The 25,292-nt window shown below is 63.3% G+C and carries 16 protein-coding genes; 10 read left to right on the top strand and 6 right to left on the bottom strand.

Annotated features, from left to right (window positions below):
* Positions 1–194: 194 nt before the first annotated feature.
* The 4 genes from VKR55_RS22175 to VKR55_RS22160 all read right to left on the bottom strand — a co-directional run bounded on the left by VKR55_RS22175 (position 195) and on the right by VKR55_RS22160 (position 12,209).
* Positions 195–1,607, bottom strand: a complete 1,413-nt coding sequence (locus VKR55_RS22175; protein WP_324406647.1) for an amidase — start codon at positions 1,605–1,607, stop codon at positions 195–197.
* A complete protein-coding gene (locus VKR55_RS22170) occupies positions 1,604–1,816 on the bottom strand; it encodes a hypothetical protein (protein WP_324406646.1) in 213 nt (70 codons plus the stop codon). Before VKR55_RS22170 ends, VKR55_RS22175 begins: the two co-directional genes overlap by 4 nt.
* A 160-nt stretch (positions 1,817–1,976) precedes the next feature.
* On the bottom strand, positions 1,977–4,217 hold the full coding sequence (locus tag VKR55_RS22165; protein WP_324406644.1) for a CHASE2 domain-containing protein: 2,241 nt from the start codon (positions 4,215–4,217) through the stop codon (positions 1,977–1,979).
* Between the two features lie 150 nt (positions 4,218–4,367).
* On the bottom strand, positions 4,368–12,209 hold the full coding sequence (locus VKR55_RS22160; protein ID WP_324406642.1) for a FecR domain-containing protein: 7,842 nt from the start codon (positions 12,207–12,209) through the stop codon (positions 4,368–4,370).
* A 665-nt stretch (positions 12,210–12,874) separates the two neighbouring features.
* Between VKR55_RS22160 and VKR55_RS22155 the strand changes: the two genes are divergently transcribed.
* The 6 genes from VKR55_RS22155 to VKR55_RS22130 all read left to right on the top strand — a co-directional run bounded on the left by VKR55_RS22155 (position 12,875) and on the right by VKR55_RS22130 (position 19,227).
* Positions 12,875–13,666 carry a transglutaminase-like cysteine peptidase gene (locus VKR55_RS22155; RefSeq protein ID WP_414642412.1) on the top strand — a complete coding sequence of 264 codons (792 nt, stop codon included), beginning with the start codon at positions 12,875–12,877 and terminating at the stop codon, positions 13,664–13,666.
* A gap of 183 nt (positions 13,667–13,849) precedes the next feature.
* Positions 13,850–15,511 (top strand): methanol/ethanol family PQQ-dependent dehydrogenase, encoded by a 1,662-nt coding sequence (locus VKR55_RS22150; RefSeq protein WP_324406638.1) that lies wholly within the window; start codon positions 13,850–13,852, stop codon positions 15,509–15,511.
* An 11-nt stretch (positions 15,512–15,522) separates the two neighbouring features.
* Positions 15,523–15,876 (top strand): c-type cytochrome, encoded by a 354-nt coding sequence (locus VKR55_RS22145; RefSeq protein WP_324406636.1) that lies wholly within the window; start codon positions 15,523–15,525, stop codon positions 15,874–15,876.
* Positions 15,873–16,811, top strand: a complete 939-nt coding sequence (locus VKR55_RS22140; RefSeq protein WP_324406635.1) for a substrate-binding periplasmic protein — start codon at positions 15,873–15,875, stop codon at positions 16,809–16,811. The genes VKR55_RS22145 and VKR55_RS22140 overlap by 4 nt, the downstream gene beginning before the upstream one ends.
* A 140-nt stretch (positions 16,812–16,951) precedes the next feature.
* Entirely contained in the window at positions 16,952–17,704 is a 753-nt protein-coding gene (locus VKR55_RS22135) for an ABC transporter ATP-binding protein (protein WP_324406633.1), read from the top strand.
* The gene (locus tag VKR55_RS22130; RefSeq protein WP_324406632.1) at positions 17,701–19,227 is read left to right on the top strand and encodes a permease; all 1,527 of its coding nucleotides are present in this window, start codon (positions 17,701–17,703) and stop codon (positions 19,225–19,227) included. The genes VKR55_RS22135 and VKR55_RS22130 overlap by 4 nt, the downstream gene beginning before the upstream one ends.
* A 9-nt stretch (positions 19,228–19,236) precedes the next feature.
* Here the strand turns inward: VKR55_RS22130 and VKR55_RS22125 are convergent, their stop codons facing one another.
* Positions 19,237–20,160 carry an alpha/beta fold hydrolase gene (locus tag VKR55_RS22125; RefSeq protein ID WP_324406630.1) on the bottom strand — a complete coding sequence of 308 codons (924 nt, stop codon included), beginning with the start codon at positions 20,158–20,160 and terminating at the stop codon, positions 19,237–19,239.
* 103 nt (positions 20,161–20,263) lie between these two features.
* On the opposite strand from VKR55_RS22125, the gene VKR55_RS22120 reads away from it, so the two are divergent.
* From VKR55_RS22120 to VKR55_RS22105, 4 genes are all read left to right on the top strand, one after another.
* Positions 20,264–21,085 (top strand): MBL fold metallo-hydrolase, encoded by an 822-nt coding sequence (locus VKR55_RS22120; RefSeq protein ID WP_324406629.1) that lies wholly within the window; start codon positions 20,264–20,266, stop codon positions 21,083–21,085.
* Positions 21,086–21,121: 36 nt separating this feature from the next.
* The gene (locus VKR55_RS22115; RefSeq protein WP_324406628.1) at positions 21,122–22,177 is read left to right on the top strand and encodes an amidohydrolase family protein; all 1,056 of its coding nucleotides are present in this window, start codon (positions 21,122–21,124) and stop codon (positions 22,175–22,177) included.
* A gap of 387 nt (positions 22,178–22,564) precedes the next feature.
* Positions 22,565–23,482 carry an NmrA family NAD(P)-binding protein gene (locus VKR55_RS22110; protein WP_324406627.1) on the top strand — a complete coding sequence of 306 codons (918 nt, stop codon included), beginning with the start codon at positions 22,565–22,567 and terminating at the stop codon, positions 23,480–23,482.
* A 57-nt stretch (positions 23,483–23,539) separates the two neighbouring features.
* Positions 23,540–23,947 carry an MAPEG family protein gene (locus VKR55_RS22105; RefSeq protein ID WP_324406626.1) on the top strand — a complete coding sequence of 136 codons (408 nt, stop codon included), beginning with the start codon at positions 23,540–23,542 and terminating at the stop codon, positions 23,945–23,947.
* A 6-nt stretch (positions 23,948–23,953) separates the two neighbouring features.
* Here the strand turns inward: VKR55_RS22105 and VKR55_RS22100 are convergent, their stop codons facing one another.
* Positions 23,954–24,406, bottom strand: a complete 453-nt coding sequence (locus VKR55_RS22100; RefSeq protein ID WP_324406624.1) for a cupin domain-containing protein — start codon at positions 24,404–24,406, stop codon at positions 23,954–23,956.
* Positions 24,407–25,292 lie beyond the last annotated feature (886 nt).

Below are 25,292 nucleotides of genomic sequence, written 5' to 3'. Positions count from 1 at the left end.
CTCAAAACCTCATGCAGCGACGGCGGATCGATCGCCTCCTCGATCCGCCTCCGCCAATCATCAAAGATCAGCGACAGATGAGCCTCAGCCTATGCCAAAGCTAAACCGGACAGCCGTGGGTCAAGCCCGGCAATGACAGTCGGGGCAAACTTCGCGCGGTTTACCTGGTTGCGACCACCTCGATGAGGCTTGGATCATGCCGCGGGCGGAACTCGTTCATGGAAATCGGTGGCGCGCTGGAATGCGGCGCCGATGGTGAGCAAGGTCGCCTCGTCGAAGGAGCGGCCGATGAGCTGCATGCCGATCGGAAGTCCGATCGCGTTGAAGCCGGACGGAATCGATAGCGACGGCAGGCCGAGATAGTTGATCGGCCGGGTGAAGCGCGTCAGGCGCTGGATCACCGCTTCCGCGTTGGAGCTGTTGCCGACATCGCTGTCGGCGATGGTCGGCGCGGCGACGGGCGCGACCGGCGCCAGCACCGCATCGACGCTGCTGGTCGCCGCGACATGGGCAGCCAGCGCCGGCCCGCGCCAGCGCATCGCCTCGAGATAGAGCACGGCGGGAATCGCAAGCCCGTTCTGCAGCCGCATCAAGACCTGCGGGCCGTAATCCTGCGGCCGCTCGATCAGCCAGCGCTTGTGAAAGGCGGCGGCTTCCACCGCGATCACGAGCTGGCAGGCGGCGGTGAGCTGGCGCTGGTCGCGCAGCTCGACCTTGACGATATCGGCGCCTTCGCGCTTGAGCACGGCGACCGTATCGTCCAGAGCCTTGGCGACGTCGGCATCGAGATCATCGACATAGAATGCGGTCGGCACGCCGATTCTCAGTCCCTTCAGCGAAGCCGTGGTCGCCGCCAAATAGTCCGGCACCGGCAAAGTGCTCGCGGTCGGATCCTCAGGGTCCGCGCCCGCCATCAGGCCGAGCAGCAGCGCACAATCCTCCGCCGTACGCGCGAGCGGACCGACCGTATCGAGCGATTGCGACAGCGGCATCGCGCCGGCGCGCGAGATGCGGCCGTAGGTGACTTTCAGTCCGGTGACGCCGCAGAAATGCGCCGGCAAGCGGATCGAGCCGCCGGTATCCGAGCCGAGAGCGGCGAAGGTCAGCCGCGCGGCGACCGCCGAGCCCGAGCCCGATGACGAGCCGCCGGTGATGTGGCCGGACTTCCAGGGATTATGCACCGCGCCGTGGTGATAGTTGTGACCGGTCGGACCGTAGGCGAATTCCACCATCTGCAGCGAGCCGAGGCGGACCGTGCCCGCGTCCTTCAGCCGCTGCAGCGCGGTCGAGGTCGAGGTCGCCACGAAATCGCGGCGGATCAGCGAGCCGCAGGTCACGACGTGGCCCGCGTCGTAATACATATCCTTGTGCGCCAGCGGCACGCCGTGCAGGACACCACGATTTTCGCTCCTCGCGAGCGCGGCGTCGGCCGCGTCGGCGGCCTTCAGCGCGCTCTCGGCTTCGACCGTCATGAAGGCGTTGAGCTTCGCTTGCCACTGCGCGATCCGTTGCAGGCAGGATCGCGTCACCTCACGGGAGGAAACCTGTTTTGCCGCGATCGCCTTGGCAACGGCGGCGAGCGACATCAGGGCCGGCTCGGTGCTCATCGCGACACCTTCACGGCAAGGTTGTTCAAGACTTGGGCGAGCAGGAAGCTCGCGGGCTCGAGATCGAATGGCAAGGTGCCGGCGATCGGCGCAAAGCCCTCGAAGGCCGGCCCGACGGCATTGGCGATACGCGTCGCCACGTCAGCGTCGACCGGCACACCAGCCGCGTCGGCGATGGCCTTCACCTCTTTCGGACCCGGTCCACTCATGCCGCTTCACTCCCGCTAAGTTCTACCGTCATTGCCGGGCTTGACCCGCCTGCGGGGCCGAAGCCCCTTCGGCGCGGCGAAGGCCCGGCAATCCATCAACTTCGCTAGAGCTTTCTTATTGATGGATGCGCGGGTCAAGCCCGCGCATGACGAACATCAATCACTTCGTCAGCAATTGATAGGCCCCGTTCCAGTCCTCCGGCGGCGGATTCTCCTTGTAGGCCTGGATTCGCTCCTCGTAGAGGTTGTAGAGATACTCCAGTGCATGCGCCTCGTCGGTCTTGCGGCCGCGCTCGATCGCCGCCAGCGCGCCGTCCCAGTCGCGGCTGCGGTAGCAGGCCAGCATCTCGATGGTGAGGTTGCGCAGGCGCTGGAACCGCTCGGACAGCGCCACATCCTCGCGCCCACCGATCGCGTAGATGACCTCGGGCTCCGTCTTGCCCTTCACCATGATGAAGTCGAGCTCGAGGATCGCGAAATGATCCTTGACCGCGAGCGCGGTCTTCGAGCCGACGATGATCGGAAAACCGTATTCCTTGGTCTGCCCTTCGAGACGCGAGGCGAGATTGACGCTGTCGCCGAACACCGAGTAGTTGAAGCGCGTGTCGGAGCCCATATTGCCGACCACGCAATGGCCGGTGTTGAGGCCGACGCCGATGTTGAGCGGCACGTAGGCGTGGCCGCCCTCTTTCGCCTCCTCGGCGCGGACCTTGTTGAGCTCCTCCATCTGCTCGAGCATGTCGATCGCCGCATTGCAGGCGTTGATCTGATGCTCCTTGTCGTCGAGCGGCGCGTTCCAGAATGCCATGACCGCGTCGCCCATATATTTGTCGATGGTGCCCTTGCGCGCCAGGATCGCCTTGGTCAGCGGCGTCAGGAAGCGGTTCATCAGCGCAGTCAGGCCCTGCGGATCATCCTTGTAGGTCTCGGAGATCGAGGTGAAGCCGCGCATGTCCGAGAACATGATCGTCATCTCGCGCTGCTCGCCGCCGAGCTTGAGCTTCTCCGGCGACTGCGCAAGCTGCTCGACAAAGGCCGGCGACAGGTATTGGCCGAAGGCGGAACGGATCTGGCGCCGCTGCGCCTGCTCGCGCACGAAGCTCGAGAAGATCAGCGTGAGGTAGATCGCCGTGGTCGACATCAACGGATAAGTGAAGTCGATGAGCAGGCGATGATATTGATAGACATACCAGGATGTGCCGATCAGCAGGGTCGCAAACAGCGCGCCGACGCCGGCGAGCCGGGCCGGCCCCATATTCGGCGCGAATGCGATGATGAAGACGCCGGCCAGGAGGGCCGCGAAAAACTCGAGCGCCATACCATAGCTTGGCTCCGACACGAAGCCGCCGGTCAGCGCGCTTTCGAGAATCTGGGCATGGATCTCGACGCCCGGCATCGCCGGCGAGACCGGCGTGGTCTTGATGTCGTTCAGCATGGCCGCGCTGGTGCCGATCAGCACCAGCTTGCCCTTGATCCTGTCGGCCGGCACGGTGTTGTCGAGAACGTCGGCGGCCGACACATAGATCGAATGGGCGCGGTCCTGGCGGGCGAAATGGACCCAGAGCTGACCATGGCTGTCGGTGGGAATCTCCAGCCGCCCGAGCCTGATGCTCTTGATACCGGCATCACCGGATCTGAGCAGAATGGTCGACGTGCCGGTGACGACGCGCAGGATTTCCAGGCTCAGCGAGGGCATGGTGTGGCCCTGCGCCCGCAGCACCATCGGCACCCGCCGGACGATGCCGTCGCGCTCCGGCACGATGGTGATCAGGCCGCGGCCGGCCGCAGCCGTCTCGATCACTGGAACGTTGCGCAAGAGCCCCGGAAACTGATGCAGGAACAAGAGCGGGTCGATCTCCCTGCCGAGTGTCGCAAAGGGGGTGAACGGCAGCGACTCGTCGGATTCCAGCCTCACGTCCGGCATCCCGGTCTCGCCCAGCACCACGCGCGAGTGCCTGATGGCGTCGGCCAGAACCTTGTCGTTGCTCGGCAAGTCGCGGAGCTTGCTCCTGGTCGCCTCATCGAGATAGCGCATGGTGCGCGCGGCGACGTCCGGGTTGAGCCGGTCGGGCTCGGAGAACACCACGTCGAAGCCGATGACGACGGCGCCGAGATTGGTCAGGTTGGTGACGAGGTCCGCGATCGTGGTTCGCGGCCACGGCCACTGGCCGAGCTTGGCGAGGCTCTTCTCGTCGATGTCGACGATGGTGACCGGCTTGATCTTCTTCACCCTGGGATCGACGAGCTGGAAGATGTCGAAGGTGCGGGTGCGGATCTCCCGGATCGGCGCCGGATCGAGCAGGCGCAAGACGGCAAAGCCTATGAGCATGAGGAGGCAGAGCACGCGCGCGATGCCGAATTTCCGCGTGAACCACCGCCACAACAATCGAAGCCGTTTCATGCTCTTTCAGATTTCCGGTTCACGCGCCGCCGCTCGCGCTTCACTTCCTGTGGCCACCCTACATTACGGAAATTTTCCGCGCGTCAAAGCTCTGAATGGAGCCTGCCGCGACGGTCGAACCGCCCCCGATCGGCGGCTCAGCTCCGGCTGCTAGCCGGTGTGCGGGGTGACGATGAAATCGCTCGCATGCAGATTGGTGGCGAGGACGTTCTTCAGCAACAGAGTTTCATGGTTGTCCAGGGTCAATAGCGTGTCGGAGCCCTGCTGCTGGGCTGTTGCGGTCACATCGGTCCATGAGCCGACGTTGACGAATTGCCTGAGATCGATGGTGTCGTGGTTGACATCGAAGTCGGTGATCGTGTGCTCCGTCGTCGTGTTCGCATCCGGCATCGACGGCTTGAACACGAACTGATCGATGCCACCGTTGCCGGTCAGCGTATCCGAGCCCCCGGTTGCGAAGATGACGTCGTTGCCGATGGTTCCGGTAAGGGTCACATTGCCCGTATCGCTGTCGCCCTCGTTGAAGACGAAATGAACGGTGTCGGTGGCACCGGACTGGTCGGTGACCGTGAGAGTGACCATGTCGGTCGCCGGCCGGTTTGCGCCGGGATCGTAGGTAATCGAATCGAGCGCCGAATTGAGCTGCGAGAGGCTGCCGGTCTCGGTAGACGGCGTGACGTGGCTGTCGGAGGCTTCGGTCGTGGCCGACAACGTGAAGGTTTCCGTCGACGCCGCGGCATCGGAATCGTTGATCTGTAGCCCCGTGACCGTGGTGGTGTGATGGTCATCGTCGTTCTGCGTGACGACGAGCTTGTCGGTCTCGATCACTGGACCACCGTGGACCGTCAGATCCAGCGTTTGGGTCGTGGTCTGCGGCGTACCGGTGGAATTGTGGCCCTCGTCGTTGGCCGTGACCGTCAACGTGTCATTGCCGGTAAATCCGTTGTCCGGCGTGTAGACCATGCCCTTGCCCAGCGCCGCATCGATGGCGGCGGTCGAGCCCGTCAGCGTCATGGTGTCGTGGCTGTCGTCGAACAAGACCGAGACGCCATTCGAATTGTTCAGCGCCAGGGTCCCGTGCGCAACGGCGAGTTGCACCTTTATCGTGTTGTCGCCGGCGGCCGCATCCGACACATTCACCGAATTCAATACCAGCGGCGTGTCTTCCGCCGTGACCGTTGTGCTGTAAGTGGTCTCGAAGCCGTGGTCGTTGCCGTTCGCATCGACGGTGTATCCGACGATCTGGTCGGAATTGTTGATGCCGGTCACGACCGTGCCCTTCACCCCCAGCGGATCGTCGATGGTGGTGTAGATGCCGCCGCTCTCGATGAAGCCGTGATCGACGCCGTTGGCGTCGACATACCAGCCGACCACCTGGCCATGGTCGTTGATCGCCGACGCGAAGGTGCCCTTCACCCCGAGCGGATCGGAGATATCGGTGAAGGTGCCGTGGACGGAGTCGTAGACGAAGCCATGGTATCCGTTCGCGTTGGTGGCGTCCGGATTGTAGCTGCCAACGACCAGGCCCTCGTTGTTGATGCCGTCGGCGAAGGTATCGCCATTCGGGTTGTCGGTACCCGGGACATTGAAATAGGTGAAGGCCCCGTCGCTATAGATGTAGCCGGTGTAACGCGCGCCGCTGTGAAGATAGTCAGAGCCCACCACCACGCCGTGATCGTTGATGCCGTTGGCGTTGGTGCTCTGACCTGGCGAGTCCGACGTGACCGTGGTGAACGTGCCGTTGCCGTCGATGAAGCCGTAGCGCGGCGTCGAACGAACTGGCGAGAAGTCGCCAACGATGATGTCATTGTTGTTGATGGCGTGAGCGGTCACGTCCTGCGCTTCGAGCGAGGCGCCCATCTGGATGAAGGCACCATCAACGTATTCCCAGGCGATCTGGTGATTGGCATCGGCGGCCGAGCCGCCGACGATGATGCCGGCGTCGTTGATGCCGCCAGGCTGGGTGTTGAACGTGCCGGGATCGTCGAGCGTGGTGAAGGTCAGGACATGGTTGACCGTCACGCCTAACGCATTGAGATTGACCGTCGTGGTGACGATCGGGCTGAAATTGGTGTTGTCGTACGCGGCCCAGGTAATGGTCCGGCTGTTGTCGCTGCCGCCCGCGGTCGGGTCGTTGCTCGTGCTGGAAAATTGAATGAGTTGCAACGCCGCCTGGAAATCAGCGGTCGTTGCCGCGGTGGTCCCGATGTTCGACAGGAAAATCCCGGGGCCCTGGCCGTTGTTGGTGCCGGGGCTATTATCGAAATGGTAGTGGATGATGCTGCCGTCGGCGTTGGTGATCTCTCCGTCGAGATTGCCGTTGATCGTCAGTTCGTCGCCGGCCTGGGACCCATGTGAAATCCACACGTTGACGCTCGAGACGGTGGCCTCGGGATCCGAGAGCGTAACTGACGGATCGATGAGGACCGGCGTTCCCTGGTAGGTCACGGAGTTGTTGGCATCACCGATGACCGGCCCGTTGTTGTTGCCGCTGCCGTTGTTGCTTTGGATATTGATCAACGCGGCTTCTTGTTGCGTGATGCCGAGCAGCGTCAGGACATCGCCATTGCCAAAATCCGCGATCGTGTTGCCATTCGCATAGGTAAAGGTCGGCTGGCCGCTGAAACCGCTCAGGACGAGGGTATCTTCGCTTGCATTGAAGGAACCACCGCCCTGGTCGAAATCGGTAATGACGAGCGCGCCATCGCCTTGCTGATAGTAGAAGGTGTCGTTGCCGCCGCCGCCGGTTATCGAATCGTGGCTGCCGGCCGGTGCAGGCGGCAGGCCGACGCTGTCATTGCCCGGACCGCCGATGAAGTCAAAGGAGTAGGTGCCGAGCACGGTATTGATTGGCGTCTTGTTGCCGGCGGCGTCCTGTTGCACGTCCGACACCCAGGTCGCGGCGTTGACCGAAAAGCCCGTGAAATTTCCCAGCGCCACCGGCGTCGGGTCGGTCGTCAATTCCTCAAAGGACGTGATGGTGCCGCCGGTGACGGTCGTGCCGTCGAAGGTAAGACCGGTGCCGTTGATCACGAACTGAACATGATCGGCGCTGTCGACCACCGTGAATGTAGTGGAGCTGCCGTCGTCCTGAACCGTCCCGGCGCCCATCTCCGCCAGCACATCCTGGTGAGAGAGGTCCAGGCCGTTCGGCGTCAGCGCCTGGATGGTTACAGTGGGGGCCGCCGGACTCGCCGTCGTGAACTGAATATCGGTGCCGGGCGTGCCAGCACCGTCGCTCGCCAGCGTGAAATTGTTGGTGGTGTAGGTGCCGTGCAGATTGAGCGAGGCTTCCGCGTTTCCGTCGGCGTCATAGATCGTGAGCGTGCCGCCGCCCGCATTCGCGCCCGTCCCCTGCGTCCAGACCGCGTGCTCGCCCGCCGTGAAGCTGATCCCGGTCAGGTCGATCGTGTTGCCTGCGCCGAAGTGATCGATCGTGGCCTGGAAGTCGGCCGTGTCGGCAACGGCGAGCGCGCCGGTCGCATCCTCGAAGGTCACGGTCTGCGTCGCGGCGACAGTCGAGCTGAAGTGCAGGATCCCGCCGCTCGCGATCGTGGCGGAGCCTGTGCCGCAGACCGCGCCGGCGATATTGATGATGCCGCCATTGGCGGCGATCGTGCCGGCATTGTCGATGCTGCCGTCTATCTCAAAGGTGCCGCCGCCACTGGCCTGCACGTTGCCGTCGTTGGCAATCTTGCTCTGCGCACCGATGGTCAGCGTGCCGCCGGTGACTTCGAACGTGCCGGTATTGGTGATGTCGGCCGTGATCGTATCGGTGCCCGTCACGTGGTCGAGCGTGCCCGAGTTGCTCACATCGCCGCCGGTAATGCCGGCGGACGCAAGATCGAGCGTCGAATTGTGACCGACGGTCACCGTGCCGTCCGTATTGGTCACGGTCAGGTCAGAGAGCTTCAGAGTGCCGCCGTTGACGGCGTTCAGCGCATCGGTGTTGGTGATCTGCTCGCCCGTGATATCGAGCTCGCCGCCATTGGCTTGCACCGTGCCGGAATTGGTCAGCGTGAAGGTCTGTGCGTCCGGATCGATCGTCACGATGCCGGCGGTCGATTCGATCATGCTGGTATTGGTGATATTGGCGTTGTCGATAGCGCCACCGCCGGTCGAGTCGATTGTCCCATGGTTGGTGACGATGCCGCCGGTTATGGTGGCGTTGTTCAGCGTCAGCGTGCCGGTGCTCTCCACAGTCTCGGTATTGGCCGCGCCCTCGTTGGTGATGCTGCTGTTGTTCTTCAGCGTCAGGTCGCCGTTGATCTCCATCACGCCGGAAAGCAGGTTACTTATGCTTTCGCCATCCAGCGTATTTTGGGTGCCGGAGACATCGAAGTTGAGAGCATTGACGATCGCGCCGCCTTGCAACAGCACCTGGCCGGTCAAATCAACGGTGCCGCCGCTCGCGTCATTGGCGATCGTCGTATTCTCGGCCGTCGCATCGTTCAGCGTGAGCGTCGCCGTATTGAGCGACAGTTCGGAGTCCTTGACGTCCGATCCCTGATCGATCGTGAGTTCGGTACCCGAAGCGAGAGCGAAGCTCCCACCGCTCACCTTCTCATTGTGCAGGGCGTTGCCGAGACCTTGGACGAAACCGGTGGCGGGATTTGCGAATTGCAATGAGCCGTTCTTCAACACCGCCGAACCGGTGAGGAAAAGGAATCCATCAGCAGTGATCGAGCCGCCGTCGACCGTGGCGCCATTCACGGTCAAGGTGCCGTAGAAGGGCCCTTGATCGATCTGGATTGTCCCGTCGTTCGTGACGATTGAGCCCTGGTCAATCGTCAACGCGCCACCGGATTGAATCTCTATTGTATCGCCGTTGTTGACTGCCTCGTTATCGAGCGAGTTGTGGTAACCGTCGACCTGCAGCAGGCCGGAGTTGCCGATCGAACCGTCTTTCAGATCGGCGCCTCCGGCGAACCAAAGGGTACCGCCGCTGTCGTTGGTGATCGTACCGCCGTCGATGGTGGTGCCCTGCACCACCAGCGTCCCCGCATCGTCGCTCTCGATCGTGCCCGCGCCGGTTACCGTGCTTCCCTCCAGCCAAAGCCTGGCGTCCGAGGCGACCTCGATCTTGTTGTTGTTGGTTACAGTCTCGTTGATGAGAGCATCTTGGAAGCTGAAAGACTCGATCAGGCCCGAATTTATGAGCGTGCCGTTCTGAAGAGCGTCGCCGTCTTCTTGAAATTCCAGCGTCCCAAGGATGGTGACCGTCCCGCCGTCGATTTCGCCGGCGAAGAAATAGTTGTTGTTGCCAGCGCTGACGTCCTCGGTCGCAAGCGAAAGCGTCGCGCCCGCATCGACCGTGACGTGCCCGTATTGATTGGCGATATCAACGAGGAGATTGAGCGTGCCGCCGGCGACCTCGATGGTGCCGCTCGCGCTATTGGTGATGCTGGCAAAATCCCTGAAGTCGCCGCCGTTGTCGAGGAGCAGCAATCCCGAGTTTTGCAGCATGCTGTTATCGACGAACTCTGCCGCGCCCGCGACGGTGATCGTCCCGCCCACACTATTGGTGATACTGGCAGAACCCTTGAAGTCGCCGCCTGCACCGAGCTGCACAGATCCGGAGTTCTGCAGCACGCTGTGATCGGCGAACTGAAGCGCGCCGGAAACGTTGAACGCTCCTGAATTTTGCAGCTCGCTTGTCCCGGAGAACTCCGCCGCGCCGGCGACCGTCAGGGTGCCCTGGTTCTCGATGATCGAGTCGGCGGAGACATTGAGGCCACCGGCGCCGATGGCGAGCGTCGCGTCGTTGATCAGCGTCGGCGGCGAACTGCCGAAATCGTTCAGCGTGAGCGAGTGCGCGGCGGCGTCATGATCGACCGTCACCGGATAGGACGGAGTCAGGCCGAGGAGCTGGTTGGTGATGATGATCGCATCGTCACTCGCCGTCGGCACCGCGCCGGTTCCCCAGTTCGCGGCGTCGTTCCACGATCCGCCGCCCGCGCCGGTATCGACCCAGACCACCGCCGCATTGTCGGTGCCGGTGATAGTGACCGTGACTGTCTGCGTCGAGACCGCGCCCTGCGAATCCGTCACCGTGACGTCATAGGTCAGCGTGACCGATTGTCCCTTGGGGATGAAGTCCGCGATATAGACCGGCAACGGAGCGAGCTGCCAGTCGATGACGCCATTGCCGGTGCCGGTGCTGTCGGTCCCGATCGAAGCCGACAGCGCGTTCTCGAACAGCTTCTCCGGCAGGGGCGGTATCGTGCCGCCGTTCGACATCACCGCTGCCACGAGCTTGGTCGCGACGGTATGGGTGTCGGTCAGGTCGACATCGTTGAAGTTCAGCGTGCCCGAGGTCGGATTCTTGCTTTGCAGGGTGCCGCCGGGCGTGCTGGTGCCGGCCGCGAAGTCGATGGTGGGGGCCGCCGTGGTGATGACGGGCGCGTCGTTGGTGCCGACGATCGTGATCGTGACCTCGACGGTCTTCGATTCGGGATTCGGCCCGTAGTTGTTGTTGACCGTGATGTCGTAGGTCAGCGTGAGCTGCTCGCCCGCCGCCAGGAAATCGAAATTGCTGTCGGCGAGACTGTAGGTCAAGCTGACGGTGCCGGCGTTGCTGTTGCCGGCAGCGGGGTCGATGGCGAGCTTGATCGCCGTCTGTGCGATATCCGCCTGCTGCAGGGCGGAGAGCGAAGCGGTGACGTCCTGCCCTTGCGCATTCTTGTAGGAATAGCCGTGGAAGCTGGCGCTGACCGTCGGATTATCGCCCCGGTTGATGTCGTCGAACACGGCCGTGAATTTGACGGTGTCGGGGTCCGCCGCATCGTGGGTCTTGCCGGGTATTTCGGCGAAAAAGTACTGGGTCGCCGGCAGGCCCTGCAGGTTGACGATGTCGAGATGCGGCGGCCCGTCGACATGCGGCGACGACTGACTCGGATTGCTCGACGGCGGCGGCGGCGCATTGTTCTGCGCGCCCGTGACGACATAGACCGGCTGCGCGGTCGTGCCGTTGGCGAGCTTGATCAGCGGGCCGTTCTGCGGGGTGAGCGTGTCGTTCGTCGGCGACGTCGTCTTGGTGTTGGTGTCGTTGTCCGTGAACTTCTGCTGGAAGACGTCGGTGATGAGCTTCTGGATGTCCGGCGACAGCGGCACCGTGGTCTGGCTGATGACGCCGTTGTTGATGTTGATCTGCTCGCCGGCCTGATTGACGATCGCGATCGGCTGCAGCGTCGTCTTGTCGAACAGGATGTACGATCCGGTGGTGCCATCCGGCTCGACCAGCACCTGGAAGCTCGCATTCGGCGTGCCGTTCTGGCCGGGAACGTCGAAGTCGATCTCGACCAGCACCGCGGTGCCGCGGATGCCCATGGTCGCGACCGGCGTATCGACCTTCATGTCGCCGTGCTTGGCGGTCTCACCGGCGACGAAGGTGATGGTGCCCGCCACCAGGCTGAGCAACGAGGAATTGTTCGACCCGTGCGGGTCATAGACCATGTCGTTCAGCACCATCCTCGCATTCGAGCCGAGGCCGAACACGGTGCCGTCGATGAAGGTGATGCCCAGTGTCGAATTGGCGCCGGACTGGACCACGTCGCCCTTCTCGACGTTGTCGCCCATGTTGAGGATGACCGAGACACCGTTGCGGATGACGGTGGCCGAGCCCTGCAGCTTGGTGACGTGGCCGATCACATGGCTCGCGGCCGGCGCGTCGCCCGCCTGGGCGACATCGACCTCGCCGACCAGCGCCTTGATGATGTCAGTCGTCAGATGCGCGCCATCAGGAGACGCAAGTGGGACGCGCCTATCGCCGCTGAAGTAGTCATGCAGGACGAAACGATGGTCATCCTTCGAAAGGATTAGATCAGCACCCGACCGGGAGTAGTCCGCATGGAACAGAAGCTGGGCGTCGGGAACAATGAGCGCGTTGGCCGGCGCGTGGGTCTGGGCGGAATCGACGTGGACATACGCATGGCGGGGATGCGCAGCCGGTCCTTCAGAGGCAAACGCGTCGAATTTGCCCGCGTAATTCAAAGCCCACCACAAATGGTTAATAATTATTGAATAATTATCGAAGGAACCTGCATATCATTGGAAAGTGCATTGCGAAACCGCCTCTTGCTTGTGTGACGACGGGCAGGAAGTCTGGCCCTCCAGCTCGTTTTCTACCGAATCCATAGATCACAAAGGTATATCGGCTACCATGTGCGGGACACCGACATGTATTGACGGTGTTTAAATGGATATTTTTGATGTATACTCAAGTATAGACGCTTCGGCTGATACTTGAAACATGCTATCACTGCATTCGCTTGCGGGATATTGCGCCATTTCCTCCGCTAATACTGCGAACCAGATAACAAAACCGTCCTTTCCGGCGCGTTAGCTATATCGGGCGGAAATTCGGCCCGGTGCAACCGCCGCATGCAGTTTTCTGGCCTTCGCGGCAGCCTCGCAACACCATGGTCCGCCCCGCCTGGAACGCCCGGAAACGGATCCATGGGAACCTGATCCGTAAAATTGTCTGGAACCTGTGGAGACGGGCTTTAGCCTGTTTCGCACTTTCCGGCCGCTTTCCGCTCTCACAGGGCCGGCCTTAAGCAGAAGAAAAGCCCAGCCTCCGATCATTGCCCGCGAAACGATCCGGGCGCATGTCCGAGGCAACACGCCTCACGAGATGCCCGGACAAGGGGCGTCAGATGGGGCTTTTCGGTCACGCGCGCGTGGGGCGCGCGGCACTGCTCGCATGCGGCATGGCGTGGTTCGCTCTTGTCCCGCGCGCGACCGCCGAGCCGCTCACTGTGCCGGCGCCGCTTGCGCTCACGCTTGATTCCGGTGAGCCGTTCGCGCTTGCGGCATCACCGATCTATAGCGGCGGGCTGCTGACGAAATGGCAAGGCGTCGCCCACAAGCTCGATGATGAAAGAGTGCAGCTCGCGCTGTGCGACGGCGACCGCGAGCGGTGCGTCTCCGACGCCGCACTGAAATTTCTTGCGATCGTCGACACCGGCAGGCAGCGCGAGGGCCGCGCCCGCCTTGGCGAGATCAATCGCGCCATCAACCTTGCGATCCGTCCCGTGGAAGATATCGTCCAGTATGGCGTGATCGATTTCTGGAGCTCGCCGCTCGTGACCTTCTATCACGGTGCCGGCGATTGCGAGGATTATGCGATTGCGAAATATGTCGCCCTGCGCATGGCAGGCATTGCGGCCGAAGACCTGCGCATCGTCGTGATGATGGATACGCTCCGGCACGAGGGCCATGCGGTCGCCGCTGTGCGGCTCGACGGGCACTGGCTGATTCTCGACAACCGCCGCATGGCGATGGTCGAGGACGTGAACCTGCGCAACTATCGCCCGCTGTTCGTCATCGACGACGCCGGCGTGATGAAATATTCCGACATGCCGCTGCTCGCGAGCATGCCTGAGCCTGCGCCGGCGCCTGCCGCCGCGCTCAATGTCGGACCCGGCCTGATCGGCGCCTCGAACTGAGCGCCAGGAGATGCGGCGCGGCAAACGCGCGCCGCACAATTCCATTTGGCGAAAATTTGGCGACACAAATTTTCTCTTTTTGATTTCGCATCCATCCCTTCTGCGTTTCGCCTCGCTCGCGACGCAATTCTCTCTGCAAGCCTAGCGCGTCAGGTCCGCTAGAGACCATCAGGGAGGGAACACATGAAACGCGTCGCGTTGGCTGCCTGCTTTGCTCTCGTTCCATTCAGCGTCAGCGCCCAGACGGCCGATCAACTGGTCAAGGGCGCAACCGATACGTCCAATGTCGTCAATTACGGCATGGGCTACAGCCTGCAGCGGTTCAGCCCGCTCAAGCAGATCAATACCGACACCGCGAAGAATCTCGTACCGGTGTGGAACTATAGTTTCGCCGACGAGCACAGCGAGGAATCGCAACCCCTGGTATACCAGGGCATCATCTACATCACGACCAACAACGCCACGATCGCGATTGACGCCAAGACCGGCAAGCAGATCTGGAAGACCAAGGTCGAATATCCGCCGGAGACGCCGCGCATCGTGTGCTGCGGCATCATCAACCGCGGTGCGGCCATCTACCAGGGCAAGCTGTTCCGCACGACGCTCGACGCCAACGTGATCGCGCTCGACGTGAAGACCGGCAAGGAGCTCTGGCGTCAGAAAGTGGCCGATATCAAGGAAGGCTATTCGATGACGATGGCGCCGCTGGTTGCCGACGGCGTGGTGCTGACCGGCATCTCCGGGGCCGAGTTCGGCACCCGCGATTTCATCGACGGCTGGGACCCCGAAACCGGCAAACGTCTCTGGCGCACCTATACGGTCCCGAGCCCCGACGAACCGGGTGGCGATACCTGGAAGGGCGATACCTGGAAGTTCGGCGGTGGCTCGACCTGGATCACCGGCTCCTATGACCCCGACCTCCACACCGTCTATTGGGGCATCGGCAACCCCGGGCCGTTCAACGCAGCGGTACGGCCGGGCGACAATCTCTACACCTGCTCGGTGCTCGCGCTCGATCCGAAAACCGGCAAGATCAAGTGGTACTACCAGTTCTCGCCGAACAACCCGTTCGATTATGACGCGGTCGCCGAGATGGTGCTGGCCGATCTCAAGGTCGACGGCAAGCCAACCAAGGTGCTGATGGATGCCAACCGCAACGGCTTCTTCTATGTCCTCGACCGGACCAACGGAAAGCTGCTCGCGGCCAACCCCTATGTGAAGGTGAACTGGGCCACCCGCATCGACATGAAGACCGGCCGGCCGATCGAGACCGACGTCTCCAAGGACGCGCGCGAAGGCAAGAAGGTCGTGGTGTACCCATCGCTCCTCGGCGGCAAGAACTGGGAGCCGATGTCGTTCGACCCGGAGACCGGTCTCGCCTACGCCAACACGCTGTCGTTCGGCGGGCACTACAAGACCGAGCCCGCGACTTACAAGGCAGGCGAATGGTATGTCGGCATGGACCTGACCGACCTCTGGGAATGGGGCACCGGACCGCGCGGCCATCTCTCCGCGATCGATCCTCTGACCGGCAAGTCGAAATGGGAAGTGCCCAGTGACATGCCGCGCTTCTCGGGCGTGCTGTCGACCGCCGGCGGCGTGGTGTTCACGGGCAAGCTCACCGGCGAGTTCGAGGCCTATGATGCCAAGGACGGCAAGAAGCTGTGGCAGTTCCAGACCGGCTCCGGCATCGAGGGCCAGCCTGTGACCTGGCAGCAGGACGGCGTGCAATATGTCGCGGTCGCCAGCGGCTATGGCGGCGTCTACTCGCTGTTCTCGGGCGACGAACGGCTCGCCCAGGTGCCTACCGGCGGATCGCTCTGGGTTTTCGCGGTCAAGAAGTAAGCGGTTCGCTGGTGACAGAAAGACGTGCAAGCTGGGCGGCGGCGGTTTTTGCCGCCGTCACCCTGGTCTTGATCGCGCTGCTCGCGACGGAGCGCGCAACCGCGCAAAATGCGGACGCCGATCCCGCGAGGATCGACCAGGGTAAACACACCTATGCCGAGAATTGCTCGCATTGCCATGGTTTCAACATGGTCAATTCCGGCGCGGTGGTACCCGACCTGCGCCGCTTTTCCGGCGACAAGGCGCTGTTTTTCACCACGGTGAAGAACGGACGAAACAACCGGATGCCGCCATGGGGCGACCTTCTGAGCGACGATCAGATCGAAGGCCTGTGGGCCTATATCTCAAGCCAGAGGAAGCCATGAGAGGCGCCCTTGCCCTGATCCATGCCGGTGCAATGCTAGTCGTGCTTGTCGCAGGCGCAGGAACGGCGGCCGCCGCCGACGCGGCGTTGAAGGTCTGCCTCAACGAGGACCTGCCGCCGCTCTCGCTGCACCATCGAGGAAAGCCGGGCAGCGGATTCGATGTCGCGTTGGCGGAGGACGTGGCGAAGGAGCTCGGCAGGCCGCTCCAGATCCAGTGGTTCGAAAGCAAGCTGGACGAGGATTCGAGCCCTGCGCTCGAGGCCAACGCGTTGCTGTCGGCCGGGCACTGTGCACTGGTCGGCAGCTATGTGCTGACCAAAGATTCCCTTGTCGTGCCCGGCGTGAAGACAGCCAAGCTCCCCGACTTCGCCGGTGCGACCATCGACGACCGCAAGCGTCGCGTTCCACTCGGCGTGCTGACGCCGAGCCGGCCCTATGTCTATTCGGCGCTCACCATCGTGCTGGGTGCAAAGGCGCGCGACCGCCACGTGGCGGATATTGGCGACCTCGCCGGCCTTCGCATTGCGATCGAAAGCGGCACGCTCGGCGACGCCATCCTGATGAATTTCGGCAACGGCCGGCTGATCGACAGCATCACCCATCTGGTGCCGGGCCGCAGCCACCTGCTCGGCTCGCTCGATCGCGGCGAGTACGACGCGACCCTGGTCGACCTCCGAAGGCTCGACGCCTATCGCGCCGCGCATCCCGACGGCAAGCTTGCGGCAAGTGGATATTACTATCCGGTCGGCGCCAATCGCGGCTATGTCGGGCTTGCGAGCGATCCCGCGCTGCTCGACGACGTCAACAAGGCGCTCGCGAGCCTGCAGGCCAAAGGCACCATCGCCGAGCTCGCGCAGGCGGCCGGGCTCACCTACCTTGCGCCGCGCGAGCCAATCATCCGCGGCGAAACCCTGCCCCAGATATTGCAGAAATGAACAGCCGCCGAGGGCCCAAATGAAGGGTCCGCACGACGGCACGTCGTGCGGGATGGCGGGATTTTGCGAGCTGCGATTCACTGCGTCGAAAGCTCTTCGGTTCATGTTCGCCGGGCCACACAAGGCCGGGCGACAGGTTTATGAACGGCGAAGCATCCGCGCTGGAACTCAGAGGGTTAACAAAGCGTTTCGAGCGCCTTGCGGTGGACGCGCTCGATCTCACCGTGCGCGCCGGCGAGTTCTATGCCCTGGTCGGCCCGAACGGCGCCGGCAAGACCACGACGTTGCGCATGGTCGCCGGCCTCCTCAGGCCCGATGCCGGCTCGGTCAATATCTTCGGCATCGATGCGCTCACCGATCCCGTCGCGGCCAAGCAGGTGCTGGCGTGGGTATCGGACGAGCCGATGATCTACGACAAGCTGACGCCGCTGGAATATCTGGAGTTCGTCGCTGGTCTCTGGGGCATCGAGCCCCGCATTTCGCAGCGGACGGCGCAAGACCTGCTCGCGTCGCTTGGCCTCGAGCCGCACCGGAACGAGCGCTGCGAGGGATTTTCGAAGGGCATGCGCCAGAAGGTGGCGCTGGCCGGCGCTCTGATCCATGATCCGCACCTCATTATCCTCGACGAGCCGCTGACCGGGCTCGACGCGGTCTCCGCGCGGCACGTCAAGGGACTGCTGAGTGATCGCGTGTGTGCCGGCCGCACCGTCATCATGACCACGCACATCCTCGAAGTCGCCGAGCGCATGGCCGACCGAATCGGCGTCATCGCTGCGGGCCGGCTGGTCGCCGAGGGCACGCTGAGCGAACTGCGCCAGCAGAACGGACACACCGACACAAGCCTGGAAGACCTCTTCATCGCGCTGGTCGCTGTGAAGGCCGAGGCGGCATGAGCTCGGCCACCGCGCTCTCCTGGTTTGCGCGGCATGAGCTCCGGCTCGCCTGGCGCGAAGGGCTTGCGATGATGACGGGCGGCCGGCGTCGCCGCACGCGCGTGGCGGTGATCGGGCTGATTGTCTTTGCCGCGCTGATGCACCTGCCGGCCTGGGCCGTGATCGGCCGTTACGCCGGGCTCGAGGCACCGCTCGACAAGACCTCGCTGATTGTCGTGACCGCGACCGCCTTCCTGGCCTGGGCGTTGATGCTGTCGCAGGCGATCGAGTCTGTCACGCGGGTGTTCTATGCCCGCGCCGATCTCGACCTGATCATGTCTTCGCCGGCGAAGCTCACCAATCTGTTCTCGGTGCGAATTGCGGCGATCGCGCTCACCGTCACCGCCATGGCGCTGTTGCTCTCGACGCCCTTCGTCGATGTGCTGATGCTCAATGGCGGCGGGCGGTGGTTTGCCGCCTTCGGCGTTGTCATCGCCGTGGGGCTGTCGGCCGGCGCCTTTGCGATCGCGATCACGATTGTGCTGTTCCGCCTGATTGGGCCCGCGCGGACGCGGCTGACCGCGCAAATCCTCGCCGCCGTGATCGGCGCTGGCTTCGTGATCGCACTGCAGATCGCGGCTGTCCTCTCTTACGGCACGCTCTCGCGCTTTGCGGTCCTGACCTCGGACGCCGCGGCCGCCTATGCGCCAGAGGCCGACAGCCTGGTGTGGTGGCCGGCCCGCGCCATGCTCGGCGACACCGAAGCGCTGCTGCTTCTCTTGTCGCTGAGCCTGATCCTGCTCGGCGCCGTCATGGCGATCTTCTCGCCGCGCTTTGCCGATACCGCGATCAGCGCCTCGGCCCACGCCGCCTCCAGCCGGCAAGGCAAGGACGCGAAAGTCTTTCGTGGCGGCTCGCGGCAACAGACGCTGCGGCGCAAGGAGTTCTTGCTGCTCGGCCGCGATCCCTGGCTGATCTCGCAGACGCTGATGCAGCTTCTTTATCTCGTGCCGCCCGCGTTGTTTCTGTGGCGAAGCTTCTCGGATTCCTCCACAGCGCTCGTGCTGATCACGCCCGTGATCGTCATGGCGGCGGGCCAGCTCGCCGGCGGCCTCGCCTGGCTCACGATTTCGGGCGAGGACGCGGCTGATCTGGTCGCAACCGCGCCGCTGTCGCCGTCACGCGTGATCCGCGCCAAGATCGAGGTGGTGCTGATTGCGATCGGCGTGATCTTCGCGCCACTGATCGTCGCGATGGCGATCCTCGCCCCGATGCAGGCCGTCGTCACCGCGGCCGGCGTTGCGATTGCAGCAATGTCGGCGACTGCGATCCAGCTCTGGTTCCGCGTGCAGGCCAAACGCAGCCAGTTCCGCCGCCGCCAGACTTCCTCGCGCATCGCGACCTTTGCCGAGGCTTTCTCTTCGATCGGCTGGGCCGGCACATCGGCGCTCGCTTTGGTGATCCCGCTCGCCGCTGGCATCAGCGGATTGATGACGCTCGGCCTCATGGCCGCGACCTGGAAGCTCAGCCCGGCCCGGGAGTGAACCCGCCCTTTATCCCCTGATCAGCTCCATAACCGCCGCTGCAAACGCGTCCGGTTCCTCCTGCGGCAGGTTGTGACCCGCGCGCGGAATCCTGCGATGAATGCGGGTCCCGGTGAACTTTACAGCGCTCGCCTTGCCGTCGGTCGCGGGAATCACGCCATCGCCCTCACCGTCCAGGGTGATCGCGGGCACTGTGATCTGCGGCAGCGCCGCGAGCCGCTGCTGGATGTCGGCATAGCGGGGATCACCGTCCACCAATCCATAGCGGTGGCGATAGCTGTGGATGACGATGTCGACATAGTCGGGATTGTCGTGCGCGACCGAGGTCCGCTCCAGGCAGGCGTCGTCGAAGGACCAGTTCGGCGACCATTGCTGCCACAGAATCCGCGTGATGCCGCGGCGATCGGCGGCAAGGCCCGCACGCCCGCGCTCGATCTGGAAATACCACTGGTACCACAACGGCACCTCCCGCGCCGGCTTCGCGGGCTTCAACGCGTTCGCAATGTCCTGGATATTGTAGCTGTTGACCGAGACAAGCCCGATGCAGCGCTCCGGCCAGAGCGCAGCGCCGATGCAGGCTGCGCGCCCGCCCCAATCGTAGCCCGCGAACACCGCGCGCTTGATCGACAGCGCATCCATCAGCGCCAACAGGTCCGCGCCGAGCGCGGCCTGCTCGCCGGAGCGCATCATTGCGGAATCGAGAAATCGCGTCGGGCCGTAACCGCGCAGATAGGGCACGATGACGCGGCAACCTTGTTCCACCAGTATGGGCGCGACATCGACATAGGAATGGATGTCATAGGGAAAGCCGTGCAGCAGTATTGCGACCGGGCCATCCGCGGGCCCCGCCTCGTAATAGCCGACGTTGAGCACGCCGGCAGCGACGTGACGGAGCGGCTCCAGGCGCTTCGAGGATGACGCACGCGGCGGCATGATGGCTACTCCAAACGGTTCTGACGCGCTGTTGATCGCGCCATGATAGTTCCGCTTCCCGTTCGGCGATACAGTCGGCACGACAACAGGATGGCCCGCCAACATGTTGCGCTCCATTTCCGCCATTCTCGCTCTTCTCGGGTGCCTGGTCGCGCCGGCGCACGCGCAATCGCAGGATACGCAGCGGAGCGAGTGCCTGGCGATGGCGAATGCACCGCCGCGGGTCACGCCGGTCAGCCTGCGCCGCGCCACGGCGGGGACCGACGAGGTCGCCATCACCTATGCCGGCCACTCCACCTACTACATCGACACGCCGGGCGGCGTGCGCATCGCCACCGACTGGAGCGGCGCGTACCGAATGGGCCGTCTGCCCGACGTCGTCACCATGAACCGCGCCCATTCGACGCACTACACGCTGTTCCCCGATCCGCGCATTCCCCACGTGCTTCACGGCTGGGGCGAGAACGGAGAGCCGGCCAAAATCCGTGAGAAGATCGGCGACGTTTTCATCCGCAACGTCACGACCGACATCCGCCGCTTCTACGGCGATTATTCCGGCACCGACATGATCAAGGACGGCAACTCGATCTTCATCTTCGAGGTCGCGGGCCTCTGTATCGGCCATCTCGAGCACCTGCACGTCAGGCTCGACGACAGTCATCTCGCCGCCATCGGCCGGCTCGACATCGTGATGGTGCCGATCGACGGCACCTATACCATGTCGCTCGACGGCATATCCGGGGTCACCCGGCGCCTGCGCACTTCCGTGGTGCTGCCGATGCATCGCTTCGCGACGCCGCTGGAGGAATTCATGCAGAGGATCGGCAAGGATTTTACGATCGACCAGCGCAGCGAGCGCACCTTGCGGATTTCGCGCGAGACATTGCCGACGCAGCCGACGGTGATTATTCTCGACGGGGTCTGATAACCAAGAACAACAACTTCCGGGGAGTGAACATCCATGGTCGCCAGCACCGCCGCTTCCACGCGAAGCGGGCTCTATGCCGATCCGAATGAAACCTGGCTCGCGCTGCACACCGAAGACATCATCGATCCCGCAAGGCCGGTCGTCGATCCGCATCATCATCTCTGGGATCGCGGCGGCGTGCGCTATCTGATGGAAGAGATGACCGACGACGTCTCCTCCGGGCACAACATCGTCGCCACCGTCTACGTCGAAGCCCGCTCGATGTATCGCGCCTGTGGGCCGGAAGCGTTCCGACCGGTCGGCGAGGTCGAGTTCGTCAATGGCTGCGCGGCCATGGCCGCAAGCGGCGCCTACGGCAAGACGCTGGTCGCCCACGGCATCGTCGGCCATACCAATCTCCTGCTTGGCGACGGCGCCAGGGCCGTGCTGGAAGCCGAGATCGCCGCCGGCAACGGCCGCTTCCGCGGCATTCGCCATTCCTCGCCCTGGGATGCCGACAAGGACGTCGCCGGCATCTATGCGGAGCGGCCGAAGGGACTGCTGCTCGATCCGACCTTCCGCAAGGGTTTTAGCTGCCTCGCGCCGCTCGGGCTCAGCTACGACGGCTGGCTGTTCTTCACGCAGTTGAATGAGTTCGCCGATCTCGCCCGCGCCTTTCCGGACACGAAGATGTGCCTCGATCATTGCGGCGGCATCATCGGCATCGGCAGCTACGCGGGCCGGCGCGAGGAGATCTTCAGGACCTGGAAGGCCTCGATCCAGGAGGTCGCCAAATGCCCGAACGTCGTGGTCAAGCTCGGCGGGCTTGCCATGGTGCTGCCGGGCTTCGGCTTCCATGAATGGCCGAAGCCGCCGAACTCCGAGCAGGCCGCAGCAGCCTGGAAGCCCTATATCGAGACCTGCATCGAGGCCTTCGGCGTCGACCGCTGCATGTTCGAGAGCAATTTTCCGCCCGATAAAGGCCAGTGCAGCTACCAGGTGATCTTCAACGCCTTCAAGCGTCTCGCTGCTGGCTACAGCGAGAGCGAGAAGACCGCCTTGTTCTCCAAGAGCGCGACGGATTTCTACCGGCTGCAACTGCCCTCCTGACTGACGCTATCCTACCGCGTCACAAACAGCCCGCCCCTCATCCAGAGGAGCGCGCTTGCGCGCGCCTCGAAGGATGTAGGCCTGCCAGGCGCTTCGTGGGTATCCCGGCGATGCGAAGCATCGTTGAAGACGTCGCGGAGCCCGCCGCGCGGAGCCTGTCATCGGGCGCGCATTCGCGCGACCCGGTGGCGCGGACCCGTTGGCGCCATGACGGTTTCTGAACGGAGCGGACCGAACGTTCCCCGACACCTCTGCCGGTTCCGCTTTCACGGTCTCCTTACCTGCCATGGTCACCCCTTGACCTGGTACCTGTTAGTACCATACCTTCGACCGAATTGGTACTGGTAGGTACCGGAACCCAACCCGCAGAAATTCGAGGGTAGCCTCATGACCAAACCCGTCCTCGTCACATCCGCAGCCGGCGGCCGCCAGGGCAAGACCGGCCGCCACGTCGCCGAAATGCTGCTCAAGCGCGGCGTGCCCGTCCGCGCCTTCGTGCGTACCATCGACGAGCGTTCCGAACGCCTGCGCGCGCTCGGCGCCGACATCGTCGCAGGCGACTTTCTCGACATCCGCTCGGTGCAGCGCGCAACCGACGGCGCCGGCGCGGTCTATTTCGCCTATCCGGTCCAGGACGGGTTGATGGACGCCACCGCGATCATGGCGCTCGCGGCGCGGCAGGCAAGAATCCCGCGGCTTGTAAATCTTGTGATGCTGCAATCCTCGCCCGATGCGCCGACACCGCGCATGCGGCAGAACTATCTCTCCGAACAGGTGTTCGAATGGGCCGGCGTCGGCGCGGTGCATATCCGCGCCACGGTGTTTTACGAAAACCTCGCCGCTCTGGTGCGCCAGAGCCTGCCCGCGCAAGGCGCGATCCGCCTGCCCTGGGGCAGCGAGAAGACGGTGCTGCCGCTCGTCGCAGGCGAAGACGTCGCGCGCGTCGCGGTCGGCCTGCTCACCGGTCCTCAACGTGAACCCGGCAGCGCCGTCAGGCTGATCGGCACGACGATCTCGCTGAAGGAGATCATCGCGACGTTTGCGCGCGTGATGGCGAAGAGCGTGCACTACCAGGAGATTTCCGACGAGGACTGGCGCAGCCATGCCGCCTCGCGTGGCTACAATCCGCATGCGATCGAGCACCTCTCATCGCTCTGGCGCGCGATCCGAGGCGCTGCGATCGATCCGAACGATCCACGCTATGCGGTGACCGACGCGATCGAGACGATCGGGGGCGCAAAGCCGAAGAGTTTCGAGGCGTTTGTGCGTGAAGGCCAAAGCGAGCTGCTGGCCAAATCGGCCTGATGCGGCAGCGAAGCACGAAGGCGTCGCGATCCACAGCGACGCCTGGGAGCAAACGACATGCAGTGGCCGACCATCACCGCCGGATATCTCGGCGTGCTCGCGCTCACTTATGCCGTGCTTGCGGTCAACGTCATCCGGCTGCGCGCGAGCGGTGGCAGCGCCTTTGGCGATGGCGGCGACGAGAAACTGCGCAATGCGATCCGCGCGCATGCGAATTTTGCCGAATATGTCCCGATCATTGCGCTGATGGTCGCGATGCTCGAGGTGGCAGGCGCCAGCGCGATCCGCGTTCATGTGCTGATGGCCGGGCTATTGCTCTCGCGGCTGATGCATCCGCTCGGCATGTCCGCCAAACCCAAGACGCTGCGATTCCGCCTGTTCCGCACCGGCGGCATGTGGCTCACGCTGATCGTGCTGGTCGCCAGCGCCGTGACGATCCTGTCGCGGCTCGCACGCGGATACTGAAATTTGCTAGCCCGCCATCAGGCTCGCGGGCTGGCGCTGGCTCGCTGGCAAGAAGATTTTCTTCAGCTTGAGGAACACGCGCAGCGCAATGCCGAACCAGAGCGGCGAGGTCTTGCGGCAAAAGGCGAGCTTCTTGACATGGCCTTCGACATGCCATTTGGCATGCGCGCCGTCCTTGAAGAAGATGACGTCGCCGGCCTCATAACGCTTCGGCGGCATCCCGTCGCTTTCCAGCACGATCGAGCCGTCGAGGATCAGCACCGTCTCGTCGAAATCATAGTACCAGTCGAACTTGCCTTCAGTGCACTGCCAGACGATGGTTGTGGCGAGGCCATCGATGCTCTGCGACAGGATGCACGAGGACGCCTCCGGCCTGCCCTCAAGGATCCAGGACGGCTCGATCGGACTCGGCGTCAGATCCACCGTCAGCTTGGCAATTTCTATCAGCCCGCGCGCCATCAAACCCGCCCCAAAAGCACAAAGCAAAACCGCCCGCGAAAACGGGCTGGCCCGTCACGGCGACGCTAATCCGCTAGATTTAAGCTTTCCTTACGTGAAGCTTTACAATCGGCGGCAAGCGGGGAGCGCGCAGCGACCAAGCGCCGCAGGGCGTTGCGTGGGATTAACGTTTCAAACAGCCAACTCCGCGGCATCAAACCGTAGGGTGGGCAAAGCGATAGCGTGCCCACCATTCACACGAATGCGGTCGACGAACGGTGGGCACGGCGCTTGCGCGCCTTTGCCCACCCTACGAGATCGGATTCGCGTCTCCGCATTCCCGCGGCACGAAATGCCCGGGTCTTGCTTTAACATCACCCTCGAAAATCCGAGGGCGCGGGGAACACCGGGTGCTGTTGCACCCGCAGCCTCGTGTGCAGGAAAATGCGCAAAGAACGCACACGAGCACTCAGCAGGTACAACCGAACACAGCCGGCATTCCCCGCGCGATGTTTGACGACTTATCCCGTGCTCTCCTCGGCGTACCGGGCTTTGTAGTCACCGTCCCCCCGGGATCATGCCCCAAGGGTTGACACCAGCATCGGGGTGTCGGGACCACACGGCTTCGTCGAACGCATCGCGCGCTTCGTCCTTGCGCGCGACCCGCGTCCATCGCAACCCGCCTCACGTTTCGTGACGATTGGCCGTAACGTCCCTCGTGGCGAGGCGGGCTGCACATAAACAATCACACGCTTCCGAAAAACGGAAGTAAAATATTTTTTCACGAGAGGGCTTGACATACTTCTGATTAAACGAAGAAGAAAGCTTTGATTTGCCCGTCGTGCCAAATTCGCCACACCGCGCGATAATCGAGCCTGGGAGCACGCTGACACTACCAGATGGTAGT

This window comes from Bradyrhizobium sp. (assembly GCF_035309285.1).
Classification (GTDB): Bacteria; Pseudomonadota; Alphaproteobacteria; order Rhizobiales; family Xanthobacteraceae; genus Bradyrhizobium.
The sequence above is the reverse complement of the archived record's forward strand: the minus strand, read 5'-3'. Positions and strand labels throughout refer to the sequence as shown.

What these genes read in the sequence shown, in the direction of transcription:
- VKR55_RS22175 (WP_324406647.1), bottom strand. Translation starts at nt 1,607, where the DNA reads ATGAGCACCGAGCCGGCCCTGATGTCGCTCGCCGCCGTTGCCAAGGCG.
- VKR55_RS22170 (WP_324406646.1), bottom strand. Translation starts at nt 1,816, where the DNA reads ATGAGTGGACCGGGTCCGAAAGAGGTGAAGGCCATCGCCGACGCGGCT.
- VKR55_RS22165 (WP_324406644.1), bottom strand. Translation starts at nt 4,217, where the DNA reads ATGAAACGGCTTCGATTGTTGTGGCGGTGGTTCACGCGGAAATTCGGC.
- VKR55_RS22155 (WP_414642412.1), top strand. Translation starts at nt 12,875, where the DNA reads ATGGGGCTTTTCGGTCACGCGCGCGTGGGGCGCGCGGCACTGCTCGCA.
- VKR55_RS22150 (WP_324406638.1), top strand. Translation starts at nt 13,850, where the DNA reads ATGAAACGCGTCGCGTTGGCTGCCTGCTTTGCTCTCGTTCCATTCAGC.
- VKR55_RS22140 (WP_324406635.1), top strand. Translation starts at nt 15,873, where the DNA reads ATGAGAGGCGCCCTTGCCCTGATCCATGCCGGTGCAATGCTAGTCGTG.
- VKR55_RS22135 (WP_324406633.1), top strand. Translation starts at nt 16,952, where the DNA reads ATGAACGGCGAAGCATCCGCGCTGGAACTCAGAGGGTTAACAAAGCGT.
- VKR55_RS22130 (WP_324406632.1), top strand. Translation starts at nt 17,701, where the DNA reads ATGAGCTCGGCCACCGCGCTCTCCTGGTTTGCGCGGCATGAGCTCCGG.
- VKR55_RS22125 (WP_324406630.1), bottom strand. Translation starts at nt 20,160, where the DNA reads ATGCCGCCGCGTGCGTCATCCTCGAAGCGCCTGGAGCCGCTCCGTCAC.
- VKR55_RS22120 (WP_324406629.1), top strand. Translation starts at nt 20,264, where the DNA reads ATGTTGCGCTCCATTTCCGCCATTCTCGCTCTTCTCGGGTGCCTGGTC.
- VKR55_RS22115 (WP_324406628.1), top strand. Translation starts at nt 21,122, where the DNA reads ATGGTCGCCAGCACCGCCGCTTCCACGCGAAGCGGGCTCTATGCCGAT.
- VKR55_RS22110 (WP_324406627.1), top strand. Translation starts at nt 22,565, where the DNA reads ATGACCAAACCCGTCCTCGTCACATCCGCAGCCGGCGGCCGCCAGGGC.
- VKR55_RS22105 (WP_324406626.1), top strand. Translation starts at nt 23,540, where the DNA reads ATGCAGTGGCCGACCATCACCGCCGGATATCTCGGCGTGCTCGCGCTC.
- VKR55_RS22100 (WP_324406624.1), bottom strand. Translation starts at nt 24,406, where the DNA reads ATGGCGCGCGGGCTGATAGAAATTGCCAAGCTGACGGTGGATCTGACG.